The sequence below is a fragment of the Weissella muntiaci genome, from assembly GCF_008107635.1.
Taxonomy (GTDB): domain Bacteria; phylum Bacillota; class Bacilli; order Lactobacillales; family Lactobacillaceae; genus Weissella; species Weissella muntiaci.
The window spans coordinates 25,337-45,502 of record NZ_SDGZ01000023.1; the positions used below are offsets into that span (position 1 = coordinate 25,337).

A 20,166-nucleotide genomic window follows, 5' to 3' on the forward strand; every position below is an offset into this window, starting at 1 on the left:
GCTTTCATGACCGAACTAGACGCAGCGCTAAAAACTCTTCAAGAACATGGCATTAAAAAAACCAGCCAACGGGTTAGTATTTTGGATTATTTGATCCAGAACCGAATTCATCCAAGTGCGGATACGATTGCTCAAGGTTTAGGTATGAATTTGACAACCGTCTATAATACACTGGAGGTGCTTGTTAGCATTGACTTAGTTTACGTTATTGATAGCAGTCAAGATGGTAAAAAACATTTCGACTATTTCGGTCATCCACATTATCATGTCGTTTGTCGTAATTGTGGCAAAATTGTTGATGGTGAGAACATTGATATGCATGAATTCCCAACACTTGCCCGTGAAGCAAGCCATTATCTAATTGAACAAAGTAGCTTAGAATTCACTGGATTATGTGAAGATTGCCAAAAATTATTCGGTCTAACCAATTAATAATATAAAAAAGCACCGATACATTTGTATCGGTGCTTTTTTAACATCATTTTAGCCTAGAACACGCTTCGTAAAATCAGCAAACTTCATCCCTGCGTCCTTCAAGAAAGCTTGTGTATCAACGTTTGTAATCTTACCATTTTCGTCTGACAAACTTGGCGTATTACCAATGTATAATTCTGGCTGGTGCATCACAATCATATCTAGAAAGTCCAATGAGTTTCTTAGTACGTGGTTGGCAACTGCTCCGCCGATTCCAGCGATTGATTGTGAAGCAACCAATGCGGGCTTCTGTGCCCAGACATTCTCCCCCCAAGGACGTGAAGCAATATCAATCGCATTTTTAAGTGCAGCTGGGACACTTCGATTATGCTCTGGCGTAGCGAAGATAATTGCATCTTGCTTAGCAATTGTTTCACGGAAGTCCGTATATATCTTTGGTGAATCAGCATCATAATCCTGATTATATAAAGGCAAATCTGCAATATTAATAAAAGTTACTTCTGAGTCTTCTGGAAGGCCTGCTACAAGCGCCTCAGCTACCCCTAAAGTAAATGAATTCTTCCGTAATGATCCAACAATAATTCCGTATTTAGACATTTGCTAATCTCCTGTAATTACAAAAAGTAAGTTCTTCATCTATTATTAAACACTTTTTTGTAGTTCTGAGCAAGTCCTTTTTAGTAAAATATGCAATAATGTTCTCCAATCGTTCCATAATATAAAAAAAATGCACCATCCTTTGTATGTACAAATGGATGATGCAACCAACTACTTTTCCTCAAAACGCTTTTGTAACTTTCGCTCACTCTGTTGCATTAATTGTTCTGGTTTTATATCAAATTTATCCGCCAGAATTAACAGTTGATCCATCACATCGGCCATTTCTTCAACCAAGTTGTCTTGCCAACCAGCTTTTTCGATGTGCTCACCAGGATGATCTCGACCTATCTCAAGTGCGCGCACCGCACGTGATAATTCGCCCAATTCCTCAGTCATGAAATTCAACCGAATTAACGGTGAAAACCGGTACCAATTCCGACCTTTATAAAAGTCGACTAACCAACGCTGATGTTCTTCAAGTTGCATATTTGCTCCTCCTAAAAGCTCTCTTACACTATGACGACTTCACTTGGGTAAAAATAATTAAGCCAAGCAATTGTAAAGTAAGAATAATGATTGCCAATGGTAGGTAAGTCGCATTTCCGAATAATCCCACCAATGGCGACATAACTCCGCCCAACGTATATCGAAATAAACCTAGTAAAGCAGATGCCGATCCAGCACGTGCTTTCTGATCTTGCATTGCCAGCGTGGTTGTCATTGCAATGATTCCACCAATTGTTGCAACTATCAAAAATAATGGTGGCAACACTAGCCAAATTGATTTCTCAAGCAATGTAGTTCCCAGCAAAGCAATGCTTCCTAACAGCCCAATATAAATAAATACTTTCAAAGCTGTCTTCTCACCATATTTAAGCGCTAACCGTCCCGACAAGCCGGCGGTGATTGCGATTCCCAAGCCATTTATTGCATAAACGCCACCAAAAGCAACCGTTGACAGCCCAAAAATACTTTCCAACATAAATGTTGAACCAGCAATATAGGCAAATAATGATGCCGTCAGGAACGCCTGCGTTAGCGTGTACACCATGAAGTTATGTTCTTTAAACAAATGCTTGAAACCGGCAATCACGGAATCTGACCCCAAATCCGCTGTTCGTCGTTCCTCCATTGGCAAAGTCTCTGGTGTCGTCAAGAATATACTGATCCCCAAAACAATTCCCAAAACTGCCAAAAGGACAAAAGTTACTCGCCAATCGGAAATAGCAACGATCACACCACCAAATACAGGTGCCAAAACTGGGAAAATACCATTAATCGTTTGATTAATTGAAATTTGTTTGGTAAGTTCCCGACCTGAAAATAAATCCGTCAGCATTGCTAAGGATAGTACAATCCCAGTTGCTCCACCAAGTCCCTGCAATAATCGTAACCCAATCATTACGCCAATGCTATCGGTCGTTGCAATGGCCAAAGAACTCACTGTAAACACCAGAATCCCAACTAACAAAGGCTTTCGCCGCCCCACTCGATCGGAAAGTGGGCCAATCACAACCTGTCCCAGACCAATTCCAATTAACGATGCCGTAATTGTTAGTTGCGCCAATGACGCACTTGTATTTAAATCCCTTTGCAATTCTGGTAGCCCCGGTAAGTACAAATCCATTGCTAGTGGTGCAAATGCACTAATTACTCCAAATAAAAATAGTTGAAAGGTATTAACTTTTTTTGCCATCAGTTCTACCCATGCCCCCTTAAAACAAACTATCTTCGAGTATAACAAGCCCTGCACCAGATTGCTAACCAACTTTATCTATTTACCACAAAAAAGCAATCAACTCATCTTAATGAATTGATTGCTCTCAATTTATACTTAATCTACATCAATTGCGGAGATTTCAATCTTACCATCAACCAAATCTGCCTGTAGATGCTTTGCATCCATATTATCTAGGTAAAAATCGGTTACTTGGTCACGAATTTGTTGTTCGATAACCCGTCGTAATGGACGAGCGCCCATTGCTTCGTCATAACCCTCATCAATTAACCAACCCTTAGCCTGGTCTGTCACAACAAGTGTAATATCCTTCTTGGCCAAAGTTTTATTTACATCATCCAACATTAAATCAACAATCTCTTGCAAGTTCTCCTTGGTCAAATTCGAAAACTCAACAATTGCATTGAAACGATTTAGGAATTCTGGTCTAAAGAAGGGCGCTAATCGGTCCATCAGGGCCATCTCAGCCTTTTCGTCTCCCTTAGCATCATTACCAAAACCAGCATTCGAAGTTGCAATTACCACCGTATTTTTGAAATTAACGGTATTTCCTTGCCCATCTGTCAGACGACCATCATCCATCACTTGCAGGAGCAAGGTCAGAACTTGTGGATTGGCCTTTTCAATTTCATCTAATAGTACAATTGAGTACGGCTGACGACGAACACGTTCGGTTAATGTGTTGCTATTGTCCTCATATCCGACATAACCGGCAGTTGCCCCAATTAACTTTGAAACTGCCGTTAAGTCAGCATATTCGGACATATCTAACCGAATCACATGCTCCTTTGAACCAAACATATCCAAAGCCAACTGCTTGGCTAACTCCGTCTTACCAGTTCCAGTTGGCCCAACGAATAGAAATGATCCAATTGGTCGATTACCTTCATCAAAGCCGGCTCGGTTACGTCGAATTGCTCGTGAAACCGCCTCAACAGCCTCATCCTGACCGATTACCTTCCCGCGTAGTCGTTCGTTAATCCCCTTCAAGTGTTCGATGTCAGAGGCGCCCATTTGCGATACAGGCACCCCTGTCAAACGCTCAACACTTTCTGCAACATCATTGACCGTCGCTGTCACCTTCTTTGCTTCACCCGCATCATCAATCTGCTTTTGCAAAGTATCGATTTTGCTTTTATGGGTCAAAGCACCCTCAAAATCCTCTTTTTCGACGGCGGCTTCCTGTAATTCATGCTCATGTTTAATTGCTGCCTCTAGACTTACAACGTCAGTCATTGGATGGCTGGCTGCTAGATGAGCGGCCGTCATATCTAACAGGTCAATCGCCTTGTCTGGTAATGAGCGTTGCGGAATATATTGAATTGAATAATCAACGGCGGCTTTCAAAACACTATCTGGAATTTCAACATTATGATGTTGCGCATACAGATCACGTAAGCCCATCAAAATATGGAAAGAGTCCTCAGCACTAGGGGCATTCACGGTAACTTCATTGAAACGACGCGCCAATGCAGCGTTCTTCAAAATTGTGTTTCGATATTCATCCTGGGTCGTTGCACCGATCACTGTGAATTCACCACGACTCAAAGCTGGCTTCAAAATATCAGCTAGGCCCTTTGAGCCACTCTCGCCACCCATCGCACCAGTTCCTAAGATTTGATGAATCTCATCAAAGAAGATGATAATGTTGCCGGCTTCTTTGACTTCCTTGATTAGATTTTGAACATTTTCTTCAAAGCTACCGCGGTATTGGGTTCCTGCTTCGATACTCGATAAGTCGATTGAGATAATCTCTTTATCACGAATTGAAGCAGGTACATCCCCAGCAATAATTGCTTGCGCCAAGCCTTCCACAACAGCCGTCTTACCGACCCCTGCGTCGCCCACCAATACGGGATTGTTCTTTGTTCGCCGACTTAAAATTTCGGCGGTCTCTTGGATTTCCTTGTTTCGCCCAATGACGGGATCTAACATATCATTCCGAGCCTCTTCAGTTAGGTTGCGTCCTAGCTTGGCGAGCATGCTGTCTTGCTTTGGAACTTGATTACTAGGTGCTAGTTCCTGCATTGATTGTGTGTCGTTTTGAGGAATCCGTCCGCTTTGCCGATATTGCGCAAATTGCTCTGGCGTTACTTCTCGACCATTAATCAAGTAACGCGAATTCTCAGAATTCAGACCGTTCATACGTCCCATCATCTGGTTAAAAATATCGTCCATACTGTTAAAATCATCATAATTTGCCATAAGTTATTTCCTCCTCAAATTTTCATACAAAATGCTTCGTACTCCCAAAAATTCCTCTGTCACAAACAAATCTGAAATTTATCTGAACACGCTTTCATTATAACACGTTCATTTTCACAAGCCGAAAAATATCATTTCTCTACCTAATTGAATAGATATCAATAAATAATTACACAAAAAAAGCCTAACACCGAAGTGCTAGACTTATCAATCTTCTAAGGCGTTGGAACATTCATTAATGTCCAACTAATCTTACCTGAGTAGTTTCCATTCAAAGCTGACGCGTTTGCATTCAACAGAATTCCCTGATTGCTTTTCCATGATGAAAGTACATCGGTGTTCGTATTAGTTGAAGTGGTCGTTTGTGACATAATGTTCACGGCTGCATTTGTCATATTTTGCTGAACATTACTATTCGTCACATAAACCAAACCACCAGCTAGCTGGGTTCCAGTTGCAGTCTTTAAAGTCGTTGCTGAAGCTTGTAACTGCCACTTATTTCCAGGTCCACGTGTATCGCTTACAGATAGGCCCCAATCACCATTACGCTGAATTAAGGTTGAAAGACCTGTTAACACGGTTGACTTAAAACTACTATCCGACTTACTAGTCAATTTCAACTCGCCAACGTTTCTGATTGGTACTGTAACCGAATTTGATGAAAATCCATTCGCATCAGTCGCTGTCAACACTAGTGAATTATTACCCAGTACAAGCTTATCACTTGGTACCGTCGCAATAAATTGTCCAGATGTTGCACTTCCCTGCCAAGCAATCTTAACATCAGTTCCAATCGTGGCTGCAGTTCCATTCAAGGTTGCCTTCAAATTCATCTGGCTGTTCGTAACCACATTACCAGCAACACCATAAGTTAACGTTCCCGTCGTTGTTGCATCGTTACCTGGAGTTACATCCACACTACTTGGATTAACTGCCAGTGTTAAATTTGGATTTGGTAAAATATTGAACGTTGGTGTGGTGGCCGACACCATATAATTACTCCCAGCAAAATCACTTGTCTCATCCGCAACTTTGATTGTTGTGCCAGTTTTATTGTTAGCCTGACCTTTGATCACGATTGTTGCCGAGTTATTGGCTGTTGATAAATCGTTCTTAAGCTTTTGCGAAAACTCTCCATTCTTAATTGAAGAAAGATCGACATTTTCCGAACCACCATTGGCATAAGTGATTGTACCACTTTTATAGTCGATTCCAGTCGTTGCCATCTGCATTTGTGCGACGATAGCCGTCCAATTCTGTTTTCCACTCGCATAATTCAAGTTATAAGTGTAAGTTAACTGATCACCATCATAGATATTCGTCCCACTATTAACGGCAATATTCCGAGTATCATTCTTGATTGTAGCCGAAGCGGTAGCATTGACCAACCCTGGAACCTGTTCGAAAACTACCAACCCGTTCTCAAATAACAGCCCCGTTGCACCCGTAAATCCCCAACGAATTTGATTTGTTGTCGTCTTGAACTGCGTTTTATCTAACACAATTGTTTGTGACTGGCCGGTTAATGCAGCACTGGTATTTGGATCCTTATCGTCAAAGGTGTAGGTCATTTCACTAGTTGTCGCATTCCATTTCAAAGTGAAATGATGCCAATTTCCATTTGACAAGTTTAGATTATCGATAATTCCTTTATGCTCGATGTCGTACCAATAATCTTTAAAAATAAAACCTGACGAATGTTGTCGATAAGTATTACTATTACCTGGATAATTCGATGCAATATGAGCACCACTAAGACCGTTATTCAGATCAAACGAGGCCGCCCCCTTAGTTGCATCATTCGCTGTATTCAAATATGGATCAAATTCGATTGCCCAGCTATTTTGAATTGCCTTTGCAGAAACGTCACTAGCTTTACTAGTATGTGCATCGGTTCCCCAAACGCCTAATGCTTGACCACTTTGTCCAATCGAATCAGCACCTTTGTCATCATTCTTAAAGACCAATGCCATTCCATCCGCCGCGTTCTTCCCTTGATTTCCAAAGTTTAGCCACATTGAGACAGTTGCTGACTTGGTCAAGTCAAAGAGGTTGTTATCAGTTGCCCAAATTGCCCCCATCTGATTCGCTTGTCCGCTAGTAACTCGAACAACGTCTGTATTCGTCACATTCGGATTAGTAGCAGCAACAACTTGTGCACTATTTCCTGAAAATGAAGCAGGTGTAAAAACATTCGTTAATTTAATTCCTTGAGGGGTTGTGCTTAAGGCCGTTGAATAATCATCAGCATGAACCACTGACAATAATGGTGTAATTACGATCCCGCTGAATACCGACATCACAACCGTGAATATTACACTTCGCCGAAGTATATTTTGATAACGCATTGCACCGCTCCTCTCCCCGTAAGTAGTCGTCCTAATTAATCTTGTGCCTTTTTATTCTTCCTTAAACGCCAGATCATGTAAATCAAGGCTAGGATCAGCAAAATAATGAACGCAATTGCAATTACTAACCACCAGAAATAATTTTGACCGTTGACAATTGAACGATTTAGTCGACTTGCCTCAGCTTGTGTGATCACAAAATCACGCTTAAACTTCCAGTGATATTTTCCATCCTCACCCTTCGCATCGAGATAAAGGGTATACTTTCCAGGTGTAAGTTTATTATCTTTTGGCGTCAACTCAAAGTCAAAATTACTGTTTGGCGCCATTGTCATATCTTTTTTATTAGTGGTAATAACCGATTTGCTTGACCCGCGTTTATTGATATGTGCCTTAACAACAAAGTCATGTAGAATCACTGGTTCAGTATTCTGCAAATTGGCCGCAATACTGTTGTATCCGTTTGTCTGCTTGGTTTTAATTTGATTAAGTTTTAAATTTGGCTCAATCAATTCGTCGGTTTCTTCACGTAACTGTACACCAATCACGTAAGCATATTTATTGGTAAGGCTGATTCCCTTAGTCTTTTTAGCTTGCCCACCTGCAGTTAGATCACGAACTTGAATCCCACCAAGTACTGTTCCACGAAAGGCCTTTTCGGGTACAGTCAACTTTAAGGAAACCGTTTGGTCAGTATTTCCAGCAACCGTGACCGTTTTTGGTTCAGCCATCATCGACTCAAATGGTGCCGCTAACGTAGAGTCTTTTTTGAGATTATGATTACTGTAATCAACAATTCCATTTACATTGGTTACTGCCTGATTTGGCGAAACTTTGAATTTATGCGCAGTTTTATAATTGTTGTGAATCGTTATTTCTAAGTTCTGTGTTTGCCCTGGCTCGACCTTCAAGTCAAAATAAGTGTTTTTACTATCAATTTGATTTGCCGGCAAATTCGCGTTAACAGAGAAATTCAAATCTTCTGCATGCGTTACCGTTGGAAGAACGATTCCCAATAAGGCCACTACGATTGCTATCCATTTTTTCAAGATTATCCAACTCCCTCTTTGTTGATTTTTGTCCTATGTAATACAAAAGGCCAAAGACCACCATAATAAATTAAGTAGTAACTTCAGCCCCCTGTCGTTTTTATTAGATTATGCAGGTGCGTTAGTCAATGTCCAAGTCAATGATGCAGTATAGCTACCAGCAACATTACCGGCTGGTGCATAAAGTGAAGCGTTGCTTACAGCAAAGACATCCTTCCATTCACCAATACCGTTACCAGCAGCTGCAGTAAATACTGGTGCTGCACTAGTATTCTTCAAATCTGCCAACATTGTTGTTGGTGCAGTTGATGTGTTATCAGATGAAGTTGCCGAAACTGTTCCTTGTTCCAACTTCAAATCAGCACCCTTTAATGTAGTACTTCCATCAAGAAATTCTGAGCGGGCAACTGTAACGTTCCAGCCACTTGTGTTACCAATATTGTTAACTGTCAAATCACCAGTAACGGTTGCAGCTTTATCAAACGTGTTACCAGTTCCTGACAATTCCTGTGAACCAAAATCAAATGTAGGCGCGCTTTCCAACTTCAAATTGTCTGATCCACCAGGTGTTGTACCTGGTTGAGTAAGTGCTGCTGTCGCGTTTGTCGTTTGTGTTTGCGTATCATCAGCAAATACAGAACCACCTACTACTCCACTAACACCAATTACACCCAACACAATTGAACTTACCAATACACTCTTCTTCATCACAACTTCCTCCTCTTGCTTTGATAACCCAAGTTATCTTTGACATCCTTTTTTTAAATGTGACTTCCCAATTCTCTTTATTATATTTAAATTGAAATAATATGTAAGTCACTCTGGTCATTGAAATATTATATCAACATATTTCGATAAGAATTTTAACATATAGATTTGAGCATTCCAATTGTTTTGGTCCAAAAAAATTCACTTTTTATGTACAATTTCGATTGAGATGTCCGAGATTTATTCAAGGAAAATCATATCATTCAATGAGCTTCGTTCATTGTCGTCTGCAAATCCTTTCCGATAATCGACAATTTCATATATGAATGATGTGCTTATCTATTAATTGAAAAATTTATGATTAATTTCAGCTTTATCGCTGAATTTTATAAATTAGCATCGAATTTAAGATTTATTTATCAAAAGTTTGTGTGGAATTCATTTTATGTTTATCAATACCTTAGGTATGTATTGAACATCTTATGATTATACTAGACCGCAAAACGACTAGACCGGTCGTTAAGCATCACTTACAAGTAGTTAATGAAACGAGCAAATTATTTTTAATAACTGCCACAATTCCACTTGTCTAACTTACTTTTAATCAATAGCAGTTACTTTTGCTATTCTTATTCATGATTGTTAATAGTCCTTTGCTATATGCTAATCACCCGTTTGCTTTTTCTTATCATAAATCTTCAATATGAATTTAAATATCTCTCATAGTAAAAACATCCCCTTAAGGACCTGATTTCTCCGTTCCTTAAGGGGATGTTTTTTTATTCTTGATGCGCTTGAATCAAAGCAGCTACGCCCATACCGCCACCCACACATAGTGCAGCTACACCAGTTTTGGCCTTTTCGCGTATCAAATTATAGATCAAAGTCACCAAAATCCGGCTACCTGATGCGCCAACAGGGTGCCCTAGAGCCAAGGCACCACCGTTAATGTTAACTTGTTCTGAGTTAATTCCAAGTAGTTGATTACTTGCCAGTGCTTGCGCCGCAAAAGCTTCATTTAATTCAAACAAGTCGATATCATCCAATGTTAATTCAGAATCTCTCGTCATCAACTCTTCAATTGCATAATACGGTCCGATCCCCATTAATGCGGGTTCTAGCCCAACTGTTGCCGCTCCCTGCCATTCGGCAAGTGGCGTTAGCCCAAGCTCCAACATTTTTGATTCATTCATGAGCAATACAGCGGCGGCACCATCGTTTAGCCCCGAAGCATTGCCAGCTGTTACCATCCCATCCTCTTTGAAAGCGGCCTTTAGCGTGCTCAACTTCTCAAAAGTGCTATTTGCTCGCGGTCCTTCATCAATCATGATCATTTTCGACTGTCCAGCACTATCGGTCGTCATCACTGGCACAATTTCGCTGTCAAAAAGTCCTTGTTGTTGTGCACGAACCGCTTTCTCATGGCTTTCCTTGGCGAAATGATCCATTGCTGACCGAGTAATATCATATTTTTCGGCAACATTTTCTGCCGTAATTCCCATACTGAATTGACCCGCAGCGTCGATTAATGCATCCGTCTGCATCGCATCTTTCTCGATTACTGTGTGATCATCTTTGTTAAAACGATTCTTTTCCAGTACAAAGGGAGCTTTAGACATACTCTCCATTCCACCTGCAACAATTACTTGGGCTTGCCCGGTCTGAATTAAACTCGCAGCCATATTAATACTCGATAAACCTGACCCACATACATCATTAATCGTAATTGCTGGGACCGAGACCGGTAGACCAGCTTTCAAAGTCGCTTGCCGTGCTGGATTTTGTCCTTGCCCAGCCTGGATAACGTTTCCCATCAAGACCTGATCAACCTGCTTTGGATCTATATTTGCCTGCTCTACAACTGCTCTAATCGCGGTTGCACCTAAATCAGATGCCGAGACTGATGCTAGACCCCCACCAAACTTGCCAATCGGAGTACGCTTTGCACCAACAATAAAAATTCGCTCCATTTGCCCCTCATCCTCGTATCTTTATATTTACTATTAATCTATTTCTCTACTATATAATAGTAAAATGACCTATCCAAATTAGCAAGCATCCTCGAACACCTTTAACCTTGGTCGATCCGATCGTTTAAAAGTTAAAATTTATCATTATTATGATTGTCATTAACACGCTCCTAACCTATGGTATATTTAAGTGATGCTTAGGAGGTTATCATGTTAGAACAAGAAATATCAAATTACGTCCAAAATGACATGCTCAGTGTTATAGCTCTATCACTGACCCTGATGCTGTTGCTCGCTATTTACGCACTTTATCGCTCTTATCGATCAAATCGTGTTCGATTGTTGAATGGCTATCTTCTCAGCCTATCTGTCGGAGTATTAATTTTACTATTAACTACTTTAATCATCATGACCGCTAACGAGATATTAATAGTTATCTGGTTGGCCTTAATTTCGGTCCTAGGTTTAGGCGTCTTATTGATCTCTATTTTCCTATGGTTGTTTCTAATCATCAACGGTATTATTATGTGGCGTCGCGAGTCGAGAAATCTTGCTAACAGCTTGACCTTGATCTTAGGTGCTGGCCTAGTAATCTACCCAATGATTATTGGGTGGCTATCCAAAATTCTGCCAAATTGGCTAATTACCTTACTAAACACTATTGAGAATCTAAGTTGGGCCTACCTACTACTTAATTTCATTGCCTTTATTTTTTCATTTATAATCCTACGATTAATTCGGCCAAAATATGATAAGGACTATTTAATAGTTCTCGGAGCCGGCTTAATCAATGGAAAAACGGTTTCAAATTTGCTTGCTTCACGAATCAAGCGGGCCATTGCTTTTGCTGAGAAACAAATTTCAATCAAAAACAAAATCCCTTATATAATTCTTTCCGGTGGGCAAGGTTCCGATGAAAGCTTACCTGAAGGACAAGCCATGAAAGAATTCATTATTAACGAGGGCTTGTACAATCCAAGTTATTTAATTGCCGAGACTAAATCTTTAAACACCCTTGAAAATATGCAATTTTCCAAGCAAATTGTTCAAGATCATGGATGGGACTTACGCAAAGGCTTATTCGCAACAAGTGACTACCATGTCTATCGCGCAACGGGCTATGCCCTCTTTGCCGGTCTGAACATTAACGGTCTTGGTGCCAAAACCCGTAAATACTTTGTACCCTCAGCAATTCTGCGAGAGTATATTGCCATCTTAATGCAACACAAGCGACTTCATTTAATAATTTTCGTACTAATTTTACTCATTTCGCTTAGTTCAGGTATTTTCACAGGCTTTCAAACGAATTGGCGCTAAAAAAGACGATTGCGAGATTTTATCCGCAATCGTCTTTTTTGCTGTTAATGCCCACTGGTAATTTTAATTCCAATAATACCAATCAGTAAAAATCCTACGAAAATCCACGTTGGTCCCGATACTCGATCTTGAAAAATAAGCACTCCGACCACAATTGAGCCGACCGCCCCAATTCCGGTCCAAATCGGATACGCAATTCCCAAAGGTAAATTCTTTAGTGACAACGACAAAAAGCCAAAACTTAGTAACATTCCTAAGATGGTTAATCCAGTAAATTTTAAATTACTAAACCCCTGACTAAGCTTCATAGTTGATGCCCAAACAACCTCAAAAATCCCTGCCAAAAATAAGTATAGCCACGTCATAATTTCCTCCTTAAAATAAAAAAGGTAGCCCCATACTTCTGCTAAGACCTACGAAGTATGGGGTTACCTTTAACGTCTTCCCCGGTGGAAAGACAATATTAAACTATCCTAAGATTTTATCACATCTAAATTCTTGATACAAAGAATCAAGCTAGCTCCGTCATCTTTCTGATTTGAGCCACAAGTCTTTTAATCAGTGGATCATGCTCGTCAGCATATCCTAGGCCATAAAAATGGCGCTGATAACCTTGACCAATTGTCTGATAAGTAATCTCATCTGTCATAAAGCGCTTTGACATCAGCGAGGCACCTAACCCAGCTTTAATATGGGCCAAGATCATATCGTTGTTATTCATTCGAATTAGATTCTCTGGAATAAGTTGCTGATCCTTTAAATATTTCTGTGTATAGTGGCTAACCCCTGAACCAGTTTCGCGGATAAAAAATACACCAGTTGAAACATCGCCCGCTAATACTAGTTCATCTTTGAACAACGGGAAACTAATTAATTGGTCGCCCATAATCGGTTTTTCAATAATTCCGAAGTGGATCTCATGGTTCTTGACCAAATCGAAAACTTCCTCTGAATTGTGCAAAGACACTTCAACATCGAGCTGCTTGAGGTCGGCAACAAAGGATTCAAAAATAATTGGCATAATCGTTGTCGCCGCACTATGTGAGACGGCGATTTTAAAAGAATGTCGCGCCTCATCAGATTGTCTGATCTTGGCCTGCAACGTCTCCCAATCCTCAAGGTATTGAGTTGCCTGCCCATAAAAGATATTTGCTGCCTCTGTCGGGGTCACTTCTTGGTTTTGACCACGGATGAACAGCTTCGCTTTTAATTCTAACTCTAATTTTTTTATTCTAACGGTAATTGTTGGTTGCGACACATACAAATGATCGGCAGCCCGAGTAAAACTCTTCGTCTCATACACCGCCAAAAAAGTTTCAAACAAAGTAAACATATTGACCTCATTAAAAAAAGTAATTAATTACATAATGATAATTTATTTTACTAATTAATCAAAGGGTTTTATATTTATTTATATAGAAAGAGGTACTATTATGAAAATCACTAAGAAAATGCTTGTTGGGATCTTGTTAACCTTAGGCCTAGCAGTTTTTTCAGACTTCCTTAGCCACTACATTCCTAATATCGGTGCTGAGGCGCTTGCCCTAATCCTAGGGATGCTCCTAGGAAACACGATTTTAACAAACAAACGCTGGGAACCGGGCGTCAAATGGGCTGAGAAATATCCAATTGAGATTGGTATCGCACTACTTGGCGTAGAGGTAACTTTAACCACCATCGAATCACTTGGTTGGCAAGGAATTGTTTTTATCTTAATCCAAATGACCGCTACCATTTTCTTCGTATTATTCATTGGTGGTCGGCTTTTCAAGGTCAGCGCTCAATCAGCGATGTTAATGGGTGCCGGTAACGCCGTCTGTGGTTCCAGTGCAATTGCCGCAGTTGCACCTGAAATTGATGCGACAGATGACCAACGTCGAACCGCTGTTGCAACCGTCTCACTTTCAGGCGTTCTTCTGCTCTTCATCCTACCAATTCTTGGCCCCTCCATCTATCATGGCAATAATCTTCTAATCGGTGCTCTGATTGGTGGTACGGTTCAATCAGTTGGACAAGTTATTGGTACAGCCTCACTGGTCAACCCGGCGGTTATTGATTACGCCACTTTGTTCAAGATGTTACGTGTTATTCTACTTTCAGTTGTGGTGCTAGCAATGTCAAATTCAGCTCGTAAAATGCGCCAGAATGAGCCCGGTAACCACGAAGCTCAAGCCGCTAAACACATCCAAATTCACAAATTGGTGCCCTGGTTCATTTACGCTTTCTTAGGTCTATTAGCTTTCAGCACAATTGTTGCACTACCACACTCAGTCGTTCTTGGCGCTAAAAGCGTTACTGGTTTCTTCGGGGTTGTGAATCTAGCTGGAATTGGTCTTAATCTAAAATGGCAAACAATCAAGGCATCCGGCGTTAAATTTATGGGTTACGGATTGGTAACAATTACCTTCCAAGTCCTTGCCGCAATTTTGCTAATTAGTCTAATCTATTAAACACAAAAAAGCTTGGGATAGTAAGACTACCCCAAGCTTTTCTTATGTTTATTTTCTCTTTCAAGATTGTCAAAGAACTTGATTAATCATCTTGATTTTTCTTTGTTCGCTTCATTGAGAACAATCCCAAAGTCAAGATTCCTAATAGGATTGCACCGATTTGAGCAAAGATTGATCCTTGATTGTAATCAGTCTTTGGTAGCTCACCACTGGTACCATCGGCATTTGTCATTGCCGTGTTACTAATACCACTCATGTTGCCTTGTCCCATCAAATTCTGGTTACTGGCACTTGTCCGTCCTGAACCACGACCGTTGTTATTACCGAGGCCATTGTTGTTCATGCCAGCTGTTCCGCCATTATTGCCTGTTCCTGAACCATTACCGGCACCGTTGTTGCCACCACCGTTACCGCCGTTATTGCCTCCATTACCACCACCAGGGTTTGTTCCACCGCCGGGGTTAGTTGGATCTGCTGGAGTCGTAACTGATGTTGGTCCACTTTCATTACCAGCTGCATCTGTTGCCGTTACAGTCAGATGTGCATTTTCGCCTACGCTACCTGGCAAGGTAATTGTGTATGAACCATCTTCGCCAGCAGTACCAGTTCCGATCACGTTACCGTTATTATCATAAACAGTGACTGTCGAACCAGGTTCGGCTGTTCCCGTTACCGTGTAACCGTCAGTTGAATTTCCGGTTACAGTTGCCGTTGGGGCATCTGGCGCGGTTACATCAACGTCAGCTGGTGTTGTGAATGGGGTTGCATCACTTTCGTTACCTGCCGCATCTGTTGCGGTTGCCGTTAAGTTAGCATTTTCGCCAACACTACCTGGTAAGTTGATGCTATATGAGCCATCTTCGCCAGCTGTGCCAGTTCCGATTACATTGCCATTGTTATCGTATATAGTAACTGTTGAGCCTGGCTCGGCCATTCCCGTTACCGTGTAACCGTCAGTTGAGTTTCCTGTCGCCATTGCTGTTGGAGCGTCTGGCGCGGTTACATCAACGTCAGCTGGCGTTGTGAATGGGGTGGCGTCACTTTCATTACCGGCCGCATCTGTTGCGGTTGCCGTTAAGTTAGCGTTCTCTCCGACACTACCTGGTAAGTTAATGCTGTATGAGCCATCTTCGCCAGCTGTGCCAGTTCCAATCACGTTACCTTCGCTGTCATAGATATTCACAGTTGAGTTCGGCTCAGCCATTCCCGTTACCGTATAACCATCAGTTGAGTTTCCTGTCGCCATTGCTGTTGGAGCATCTGGCGCGGTTACGTCAACGTCAGCTGGTGTTGTGAATGGAGTTGCATCACTTTCGTTACCTGCTGCATCTGTTGCGGTTGCTGTTAGGTCTGCGTTCTCTCCGACACTACCTGGTAAGTTGATGCTGTATGAGCCATCACCTCCAGCTGTACCAGTTCCGATCACGTTACCTTCGCTGTCATAGATGTTCACGGTTGAGTTCGGCTCAGCCATTCCCGTTACCGTATAACCGTCAGTTGAGTTTCCTGTCGCCGTTGCCGTTGGAGCGTCCGGTGCGGTTACGTCAACGTCAGCTGGTGTTGTGAATGGAGTTGCATCACTTTCATTACCTGCCGCATCTGTTGCGGTTGCCGTTAAGTTAGCGTTTTCGCCGACACTACCTGGTAAGTTAATGCTGTATGAGCCATCGCCTCCAGCTGTACCAGTTCCGATCACATTACCTTCACTATCATAGATATTCACAGTTGAGTTCGGCTCGGCCATTCCTGTTACCGTGTAACCGTCAGTTGAGTTTCCTGTCGCCATTGCTGTTGGAGCGTCTGGCGCGGTTACGTCAACGTCAGCTGGCGTTGTGAATGGGGTTGCATCACTTTCATTACCCGCTGCATCTGTTGCGGTTGCTGTTAGGTCTGCGTTCTCTCCAACACTACCTGGCAAGTTGATGCTGTATGAGCCATCGCCTCCAGCTGTACCAGTTCCGATCACATTACCTTCACTATCATAGATATTCACAGTTGAGTTCGGCTCAGCCATTCCCGTTACCGTATATCCATCAGTTGAGTTTCCTGTCGCCATTGCTGTTGGAGCGTCCGGCGCGGTTACGTCAACGTCAGCTGGCGTTGTGAATGGGGTTGCATCACTTTCATTACCCGCCGCATCTGTTGCGGTTGCCGTTAAGTTAGCGTTTTCGCCGACACTACCTGGTAAGTTAATGCTGTATGAGCCATCGCCTCCAGCTGTGCCAGTTCCAATCACATTACCTTCACTATCATAGATATTCACAGTTGAGTTCGGCTCGGCCATTCCCGTTACCGTATATCCATCAGTTGAATTTCCTGTCGCCATTGCTGTTGGAGCGTCCGGCGCGGTTACGTCAACGTCAGCTGGCGTTGTGAATGGGGTTGCATCACTTTCATTACCCGCTGCATCTGTTGCAGTTGCCGTTAAGTTAGCGTTTTCGCCGACACTACCTGGTAAGTTAATGCTGTATGAGCCATCGCCTCCAGCTGTACCAGTTCCGATCACATTGCCTTCACTATCATAGATATTCACAGTTGAGTTCGGCTCAGCCATTCCCGTTACCGTGTAACCGTCAGTTGAGTTTCCTGTCGCCGTTGCTGTTGGAGCGTCCGGCGCTGTTACATCAACGTCAGGTGGTGTAACAAATGCCGTTGGATCACTTTCTAGATCAGCTGCATTCGTTGCCGTTGCCGTAAGGTTAGCATTTTCGCCTACGCTACCTGGTAGATTAATCGTAAATGAGCCATCCCCACCAGCTGTGGTTGTTCCAATCACATTATTGCTTGAATCATAAATCTTAACTGTCGAATTTGCTTCTGCAGTTCCATTTACAACATAGCCGTCAGTTGAATTTCCAGTAACACTACTAATAACTGGTGCCGCTGGTTGCTCTGGCAAAACTGCTTTCCCGAAGTAGACAGTCGTTGCACTATCAGACGTGTTCAAAATATCCACATTCAAGAGATTTGTTTGAACCGCCGCCGCTACGAAACGTCCATCCAGATCAGTCGCTAGATTGTCGGGTGCCGTAATCGTTGTTGGGATCGCAATTGAAGTATCACCCAAAACCGAGGCGTCTAACAATTCATTTGTAATATCTCCTGCACCTTCAGTCAATGGAACCAAGAGTCCTTCAATTGCCGTGCTAACTGCCGCCTTTGGTAGGCTCAAGGTCGTATTGATCAAGTTTGCTAACGCAACTTGGACTGGATTTAACGAATTCTGAGGAGTCGCCTCTAGCCCATTAATAGCGTCTTCAAGGGAATTCAAGATCTCAATCAAGTTTTCTCTTAAGATACTGCCCATCCCGTCATCAAGTTCACTCGAAACGAAATCGCCACTTGGATCAACCGTTGTCGTAGATGCGAATGTCCCACCACCAACATCTTGCACATTCTTTAATAGGTCCAAGGTATTATAAAACTCTGTTGTATCAAAATTAACACCGGTCAACGCACCTAGGCTACCATCAAGAATTTCAGTAATGGTTGTCGCAAGCGTATCAGTTAATGAAATTAATTCTGTTAATGAACCAACCTTGTTAAAGTCAATCGTCATATTAGTAGTCGTCATAGTATTACCATTGGCCGCCACGTACCCACGTAGTTCCTCCGGAATTGTAACAACCGCATAACGGTTACCATTCAATACTGATACTCCGACTGGACTTGTTCCATTAATGGTAAAAGTAACATCACGTTGCGTTCCGGCCGCCATCCGGTTTTTCGATGTTGTACCACTATTGTTGCTAGCAGTCATATTTCCAAGAATATCGATGTCCAGAACTGCCGCTGATGCTGAATTACGATCTGAAAAGACAGGCTCAAGATTTGCGACGGTTGCACCAACCAAAACCAAACTTCCCGCCAAAGCCAAATGCTTCAACTTCAAGATTTTCGGGTTTTGAGCTGCTTTTGCGCCTACTTGTACTTTATTCGCCTGACTTACGCGATATTTTTTTGCATCAGCCTTTGGCCACTTCGATGCATTTCCCTGGTTCTTAGTATTCTTCATTCCGTGTCCCTCCGTATAATCTAAAACAGACAATATTTTTAAGCTCGCGGAACCGTCATCCCAAGACTAAAATACACGTACAATTTAAAAGTCATACGTATACCTAATGACAGTATGTAAACCGCTTTCAATGTCTACAGTCTATCCGATTAATAATTTCTTGTCACACTTTAAACATTGGTTTTTAATTAGCAAACATGTTGTTTGTTTTTTTACCGACTAGTAACAAGGCAAAGATTATATTATCAATATATATCAGAGAGATTTCGGATAGCTCTTTTAAATAATCGAACAGTTTATGTCAGAACTATGCCGTTTTTGACTGTTTATCGTTTTTTATGCGAAGTTCACTAAAAAGTGATTGTTATTGCAATGAGATTGTTTGATTCTTCTTCAAAATCCCTAAAAGTTGCAATCACCATGCCTCGATAACAATGTGCTATTTATGAAGTCAAATTTTATTTCATATCATCCATGATCATAATGGTCTAAGCAAAAAAATAGCCTTGGAATATTTCCAAGACTATTTTTAAATTTAAGCACCACCAGTAGTTGCCTTTAAACCAACTGCACCAACGATGATCAAAATAATAAACAAAATTCTTTTTAAATCACGGGACTCATGATACAAAAACATCCCAGCAATCGTCCCACCAGCAGCACCAATACCAGTCCAAATTGCATAAGCCGTTCCCATCGGGATTGATCGAATCGCAAGCGTTAGCAATCCTAAGCTAAGACTTCCGCCTACTACCATGCCTAAAGCTGCCCACCATTTACGTTTCTTATGCCATTCATTAATCATGATGACTCCAGAAACTTCCATTAGTCCGGCTAATACTAAGATGATCCAAGCCATACTATTGTTCCTCCGTAATAAACTTCAAACCAATCACACCTGTCAATAGCACAAGTAAGAAGAAAATTTCCGACCAACTCAAATGATCTCCAAAAAGGAGCCATCCCGTGATCACCGTTGCACCCGTTCCAAGACCAACGAAAACGGCATATACCGTTCCAACTGGCAACTGAGCACTAGCTGTCATAAACAGCAAAAAAGAAATACCAAGTGCTAACAGCGTTAGCCCCCAAGTTAACAAACTGTTCGCATGCTTAATCCCAACAACCCAGCCATCTTCGAAGATGATTGCGATTAGGATTTTTGTCCATGGGTTTCTGATAATTGCCATATGGTCCCTCAACTACTTTCTATCATATTAATCAATCAACCAAAAGTTAGCTGATTAATTCAAATTCACACTTTCTTCATAAATTATAAACAATAATACCACTAGTTACCATTTTTCTGAACAATCAACTCATAGATGATT

At 41.6% G+C, this 20,166-nt stretch carries 16 protein-coding genes; 3 read left to right on the forward strand and 13 right to left on the reverse strand.

Going from position 1 to position 20,166, the window contains the following annotated elements:
• Window positions 1–6: 6 nt before the first annotated feature.
• Entirely contained in the window at window positions 7–432 is a 426-nt protein-coding gene (locus ESZ50_RS09310; protein WP_148623315.1) for a Fur family transcriptional regulator, read from the forward strand.
• Window positions 433–483: 51 nt separating this feature from the next.
• Here ESZ50_RS09310 and ESZ50_RS09315 read toward each other — a convergent pair whose 3' ends face one another.
• The 8 genes from ESZ50_RS09315 to ESZ50_RS09350 form a co-directional block, all read right to left on the reverse strand.
• A complete protein-coding gene (locus ESZ50_RS09315) occupies window positions 484–1,032 on the reverse strand; it encodes an NADPH-dependent FMN reductase (protein ID WP_148623317.1) in 549 nt (182 codons plus the stop codon).
• Between the two features lie 171 nt (window positions 1,033–1,203).
• Window positions 1,204–1,521: a MazG nucleotide pyrophosphohydrolase domain-containing protein gene (locus ESZ50_RS09320; protein ID WP_148623319.1), complete on the reverse strand. Its 318-nt coding sequence runs from the start codon at window positions 1,519–1,521 to the stop codon at window positions 1,204–1,206.
• Window positions 1,522–1,549: 28 nt separating this feature from the next.
• Window positions 1,550–2,731, reverse strand: a complete 1,182-nt coding sequence (locus ESZ50_RS09325; protein WP_148623321.1) for a multidrug effflux MFS transporter — start codon at window positions 2,729–2,731, stop codon at window positions 1,550–1,552.
• 138 nt (window positions 2,732–2,869) lie between these two features.
• Window positions 2,870–4,978 carry an AAA family ATPase gene (locus ESZ50_RS09330; RefSeq protein ID WP_148623322.1) on the reverse strand — a complete coding sequence of 703 codons (2,109 nt, stop codon included), beginning with the start codon at window positions 4,976–4,978 and terminating at the stop codon, window positions 2,870–2,872.
• Between the two features lie 215 nt (window positions 4,979–5,193).
• Complete coding sequence (locus ESZ50_RS09335; RefSeq protein WP_148623324.1) at window positions 5,194–7,326, reverse strand: L-type lectin-domain containing protein; 2,133 nt, start codon at window positions 7,324–7,326, stop codon at window positions 5,194–5,196.
• Window positions 7,327–7,361: 35 nt separating this feature from the next.
• Window positions 7,362–8,375 carry a WxLIP family cell surface protein gene (locus ESZ50_RS09340; RefSeq protein ID WP_148623326.1) on the reverse strand — a complete coding sequence of 338 codons (1,014 nt, stop codon included), beginning with the start codon at window positions 8,373–8,375 and terminating at the stop codon, window positions 7,362–7,364.
• A gap of 108 nt (window positions 8,376–8,483) precedes the next feature.
• Entirely contained in the window at window positions 8,484–9,083 is a 600-nt protein-coding gene (locus ESZ50_RS09345) for a WxL domain-containing protein (protein WP_148623328.1), read from the reverse strand.
• 779 nt (window positions 9,084–9,862) lie between these two features.
• Window positions 9,863–11,053 (reverse strand): thiolase family protein, encoded by a 1,191-nt coding sequence (locus ESZ50_RS09350; protein ID WP_148623330.1) that lies wholly within the window; start codon window positions 11,051–11,053, stop codon window positions 9,863–9,865.
• Between the two features lie 210 nt (window positions 11,054–11,263).
• On the opposite strand from ESZ50_RS09350, the gene ESZ50_RS09355 reads away from it, so the two are divergent.
• Window positions 11,264–12,370, forward strand: a complete 1,107-nt coding sequence (locus ESZ50_RS09355) for a YdcF family protein (protein WP_148623332.1) — start codon at window positions 11,264–11,266, stop codon at window positions 12,368–12,370.
• Between the two features lie 44 nt (window positions 12,371–12,414).
• On the opposite strand, the gene ESZ50_RS09360 is transcribed toward ESZ50_RS09355, so the two are convergent.
• Window positions 12,415–12,735: a DMT family transporter gene (locus ESZ50_RS09360; protein ID WP_148623333.1), complete on the reverse strand. Its 321-nt coding sequence runs from the start codon at window positions 12,733–12,735 to the stop codon at window positions 12,415–12,417.
• 146 nt (window positions 12,736–12,881) lie between these two features.
• Window positions 12,882–13,703, reverse strand: a complete 822-nt coding sequence (locus tag ESZ50_RS09365; protein ID WP_148623334.1) for a LysR family transcriptional regulator — start codon at window positions 13,701–13,703, stop codon at window positions 12,882–12,884.
• A 100-nt stretch (window positions 13,704–13,803) separates the two neighbouring features.
• Between ESZ50_RS09365 and ESZ50_RS09370 the strand changes: the two genes are divergently transcribed.
• A complete protein-coding gene (locus ESZ50_RS09370) occupies window positions 13,804–14,820 on the forward strand; it encodes a YeiH family protein (RefSeq protein ID WP_148623336.1) in 1,017 nt (338 codons plus the stop codon).
• A gap of 82 nt (window positions 14,821–14,902) precedes the next feature.
• On the opposite strand, the gene ESZ50_RS09375 is transcribed toward ESZ50_RS09370, so the two are convergent.
• From ESZ50_RS09375 to ESZ50_RS09385, 3 genes are all read right to left on the reverse strand, one after another.
• The gene (locus tag ESZ50_RS09375) at window positions 14,903–18,835 is read right to left on the reverse strand and encodes an Ig-like domain-containing protein (protein WP_148623337.1); all 3,933 of its coding nucleotides are present in this window, start codon (window positions 18,833–18,835) and stop codon (window positions 14,903–14,905) included.
• A 535-nt stretch (window positions 18,836–19,370) separates the two neighbouring features.
• Window positions 19,371–19,694 carry a DMT family transporter gene (locus ESZ50_RS09380; RefSeq protein ID WP_148623338.1) on the reverse strand — a complete coding sequence of 108 codons (324 nt, stop codon included), beginning with the start codon at window positions 19,692–19,694 and terminating at the stop codon, window positions 19,371–19,373.
• A gap of 1 nt (window position 19,695) precedes the next feature.
• The gene (locus ESZ50_RS09385; protein ID WP_148623340.1) at window positions 19,696–20,025 is read right to left on the reverse strand and encodes a DMT family transporter; all 330 of its coding nucleotides are present in this window, start codon (window positions 20,023–20,025) and stop codon (window positions 19,696–19,698) included.
• Window positions 20,026–20,166 lie beyond the last annotated feature (141 nt).